We start from the raw sequence: 3,786 nt of genomic DNA, 5'->3' as shown, positions 1-3,786 counted from the left end.
TACTGAAAGCATACGGTTTTATTGGCAGCATGAGTCGTCTGGGAAATTGTTGGGATAATGCGGTTGCGGAAAGTTTCTTTGGCAGCCTCAAGCAGGAACGCTGCCAATGGCGGCATTACCAAACCCGCCATGCAGCACAGCAGGATATTTTGCAGTATATCGCCGTGTTTTATAATAACCAAAGACTGCATTCATACCTGGATTACAAAAGTCCGAATCAATATGAAGCAGAAGCAGCAAAATCGATAAAAGCAGCTTAACTGAGGTGTCCGATTTTACTTGACCACGTTAAGTCCCTAAATGTTGGTTGGCAAGTATTGGGTGGCAGCATGCCTAATACACCAATGAGGTTGCCATCAATAAAAGCGCCGTACAGATCACCTTTACGCTTTACATAGGCCAGCAGGGCGGGAAACATACGCCTGAGTCGACGTTGACGTAAGTCTGGGTTGGCACCGAACACCTTGATGTGCAAAGGGTTTTCATTCATCGCAGCTGCACAGATGGCAGCTGCTGTTGTCATGTCATTTACGCTCAGTGGTAGAATGTTACAGTTGTGTTTGTGCATGGTAGGGGTTCCCCATAAGCTGCAAGGTTTTCACGTCGTCAAGGGTCAGCCCAATAAGCCCAATATTTGCTTGTGTTAGTTAATGGGTTGTATGACTGCTAAGCAAGGTTTCGCATTCCCTTTAGTAGCGCTGTAACATTAGTCAAATGCAAAGAGGCTGGTTGCCTTGCGGCATATTAATTTTAAAGGCATAGGGTTTACATAGAGTTTACTTGGTGAGCTCCATGCTTTTTTATTGAGCGTTGAGCTTGTTTTTAAGGTGTTGTTTTTGTGACTTTTTTACAGATTTTGTTATTTATCCCAGCTTGTTTTGCGTTAAATTTGTCGTCCGCCTCAAATAACTTGATGGCTTGGCCAATGGCAAATATTATGGCGTGTGTACGGCTTGCTATGCAGGGGCTAGCCGTTTGCTTGCCTTTGCTGGAATGATCACTTTAGCTGCTTTAGGCTTAGTCTCAATTTTATATACTTCAGAGCATTTGTTTTCCTCCATAAAGTTAGCAGTATCCCTATCAATTGATTTTTACGGCAAAGTAACCGGGAAAGCAGTTGCCGGCGCCTCTGGCTCTGAGAAAATACCCACTTGCGCGATGCCATCACTTCCTAGAGTTCCCCGGTACATCCCCTGGCCCACGCATGAGGAACCCTTATGATAAAGCGACTGACCCAAGGAACACCCCCTATCATTGCGACTCTTGACGATCTCGCAAAATTGGCAAATTATTCGTTCATGGATTCTCTCAACTGCGACCCTGACGCGGAAGTAAACGGACGCAACCACACGCCGCGGCAAGTCTTTACGGGTCACTATGTTCCCGTCAACCCCACGCCAATTGAAGACCCCGAGTACGTGGCGCACAGTAAAAACTTTTTTCGCGAACTGGGCTTTGCCGACAGCATGGCGACGTCGGCCGACTTCGTCCGCGTGTTCTCCGGCGACCTTGCCCATGTTCCGGAGCCGATGCGCAAGGTCGGTTGGGCGTGTGGCTATGCACTTTCCATCTTCGGCACCGAATACTACCAGCAATGCCCGTTCCAAACCGGCAATGGATATGGCGACGGGCGCGCAATTTCAGTGCTTGAAGCCGTCATCAATGGTCAACGCTGGGAAATGCAGCTAAAAGGCGGTGGCCGGACACCCTACTGCCGGGGCGCCGACGGACGGGCCGTTCTGCGGTCGAGTGTCCGGGAGTTTCTGGCACAGGAGCATATGCATGCGCTTGGGGTGCCAACGTCTCGATCTTTGAGTTTGTACGTTTCAAAAACGGAGAAGGTCCGCCGGCCATGGTACTCAGAGGGTTCACACTCGCAGGATCCGGACATGCTTGTATCGGAAGCGGTTGCCATCTCGACACGCGTCGCATCTTCGTTCATTCGGGTTGGTCAACTCGAGCTCTTCGGTCGCCGTGCCCGTAAGATGGAACACCCACGAGCGATGGAAGAGCTCGAAAAGATTGTGTTGTATTTGATCGATCGTGAGTACGATGACGTCATCGACCAGAAGCTGGCGACCACCGAAAAAGTGGTGTTGCTTGTCCGTGAATTTCTCAAGCGACTCACGTCGCTTGTGGCGAACTGGATCCGCGTCGGCTACTGCCAAGGTAACTTCAACAGTGACAACTGTGCAGCTGGCGGCTTCACACTCGACTACGGCCCATTCGGATTCTGCGATGTGTTCAATCCACATTACCAGCCTTGGACGGGTGGCGGGCGTCATTACTCGTTCCTGAACCAACCCGTGGCAGCAGAACGCAACTTCCACATGTTTTGTTCGGCATTGCGGCCGTTGCTGATGGTGCATCAAGACTGTCTGGCGCAGCTCGACGAGATTCAAAGTGATTTTCCAAAGGTGATGCAAGCGCAAATGGAGAAGATGTGGGCTGCCAAGCTTGGGCTTGGCACTTTTCATGCGACGTTGTTCAGCGAGCTGGTAACGTTGATGGTGCAAACATCGGTTGATTACACCATGTTCTTCCGTGAGCTCTCGATGGTGCCCGACGATATTGGCTTACTCAAAAAAAGCTTCTACAAGAACTCGACGTATCATGCAGACTCGGAAGGGATGGACAAACGATGGTCAGCGTGGCTCACAAAATGGAAGTCGCTCACTCAATCTTGCTCTCGTGAGGAACTTTCTCGCCAGATGAAACGCGTCAACCCAAAATACAGTTTGCGGGAATGGTTCGTGGTGCCTGCGTATCAGCAAGCGGCTACAGGAGACTACTCTTTAATTCAAGAGCTGCAGGAGGTCATGACACAACCATACGCCGAGCAATCGAAGGAGGTGGATGAGAAATACTATAGGCTGAAGCCACTGGAGTTGTTTGGCGTCGGCGGGTCGTCGCATTTAAGCTGTTCATCGTGACTTTTCAAAAATCGATTGGAGCTATGGGCGTGGCCACACCAATGTTGGAAGCGCTGCTGGGACGAGAGGACAGCACTGCAAGGCATAAGCCCGGGCAAGAACTCCTCGTCATCAAAGGTGTAGCTTTGCTGCTTTACCGTCTCAATTTCCGGTTCCAGTGTCTGATGATCGGTGAGGGTGTGTTTTATGAATTGCTGCAGCATTCAGCGCAGGATCGGTTTGGGTATACCCGTTCGAATCAACTTGATCCCGTGCCCACTCCTCGGTTCTCTTCATCACTGGGCTGACCGTTACCCTTGGGTATCTTTTCTTCGTACTATCCTTCTTGATTTCTTCATTACCTGCCCGGGAGCTACCTCATAGCTGAGCTTATCCTTTTCAATAAGCCGTTTCATGTACTCAGTCAGTTTACAGACAAACGCACGGCGGCCAGGCCAGAATGCCGATCTACCCTTGCAGACTGGATCGAAATTCCTGGCGTCTACCCGGCCGGGCGACTGGATTACGATTCCGAGGGCCTCCTGCTACTGACCGATGATGGTTTCTTGCAGCATCGCATTGATATGGTCTAATAGACCCGGACACTCCAGTTAAGAGAAAATAGTCTTAATTGGAGGATGAAATGGAGCCTAGGAAACACTATACAAAGGAATTCAAGCTGGATGCAATCAGCTTGGTACTGGATCAGGGATTAACGATAGCAGAAGCTGCCAGAAGCCTGGAAATCAGGGCTAACATGCTTGGGCGATGGATCAGGGAGAGCCAGGCGGATACTAATGGTCAGGCATTCCGCGGTAATGGGAAACTGACACCGGAGCAGGAAGAAATCCGGCGGCTTAAACTAGAAAACAAG

The 3,786-nt window shown here is 50.2% G+C and carries 6 protein-coding genes; 5 read left to right on the top strand and 1 reads right to left on the bottom strand.

Annotated elements, in window-relative coordinates; translation table 11 throughout:
- Positions 1 to 260: IS3 family transposase (locus ABF86_RS12260; protein ID WP_160803499.1), on the top strand; the 260-nt coding region annotated here is incomplete at its 5' end.
- Here ABF86_RS12260 and ABF86_RS12255 read toward each other — a convergent pair.
- Positions 257 to 523 (bottom strand): hypothetical protein, encoded by a 267-nt coding sequence (locus ABF86_RS12255; protein WP_177162474.1) that lies wholly within the window; start codon positions 521 to 523, stop codon positions 257 to 259. The two genes, ABF86_RS12260 and ABF86_RS12255, sit on opposite strands and share 4 nt — an antisense overlap.
- A 694-nt stretch (positions 524 to 1,217) precedes the next feature.
- Between ABF86_RS12255 and ABF86_RS12250 the strand changes: the two genes are divergently transcribed.
- From ABF86_RS12250 to ABF86_RS12235, 4 genes are all read left to right on the top strand, one after another.
- Positions 1,218 to 2,933, top strand: coding sequence for a protein adenylyltransferase SelO family protein (locus ABF86_RS12250; RefSeq protein WP_074456469.1), 1,716 nt, complete (start codon positions 1,218 to 1,220; stop codon positions 2,931 to 2,933).
- On the top strand, positions 2,930 to 3,220 hold the full coding sequence (locus tag ABF86_RS13020) for a hypothetical protein (protein ID WP_240142341.1): 291 nt from the start codon (positions 2,930 to 2,932) through the stop codon (positions 3,218 to 3,220). The genes ABF86_RS12250 and ABF86_RS13020 overlap by 4 nt, the downstream gene beginning before the upstream one ends.
- 54 nt (positions 3,221 to 3,274) lie before the next feature.
- Complete coding sequence (locus ABF86_RS13015) at positions 3,275 to 3,505, top strand: pseudouridine synthase (RefSeq protein WP_345889575.1); 231 nt, start codon at positions 3,275 to 3,277, stop codon at positions 3,503 to 3,505.
- Between the two features lie 50 nt (positions 3,506 to 3,555).
- A partial coding sequence (locus ABF86_RS12235) for a transposase (RefSeq protein ID WP_160803498.1) occupies positions 3,556 to 3,786 on the top strand: 231 nt, incomplete at its 3' end.

It is taken from the genome of Nitrosomonas sp. GH22, assembly GCF_009833115.1.
GTDB classification, from domain to species: domain Bacteria; phylum Pseudomonadota; class Gammaproteobacteria; order Burkholderiales; family Nitrosomonadaceae; genus Nitrosomonas; species Nitrosomonas eutropha.
This window is presented reverse-complemented; position numbering and strand designations above follow the sequence as displayed.

Excerpts from the sequence above, each read along its gene's own strand:
- ABF86_RS12250 (WP_074456469.1), top strand. The coding sequence starts at position 1,218 with ATGATAAAGCGACTGACCCAAGGAACACCCCCTATCATTGCGACTCTT.
- ABF86_RS12255 (WP_177162474.1), bottom strand. The coding sequence starts at position 523 with ATGACAACAGCAGCTGCCATCTGTGCAGCTGCGATGAATGAAAACCCT.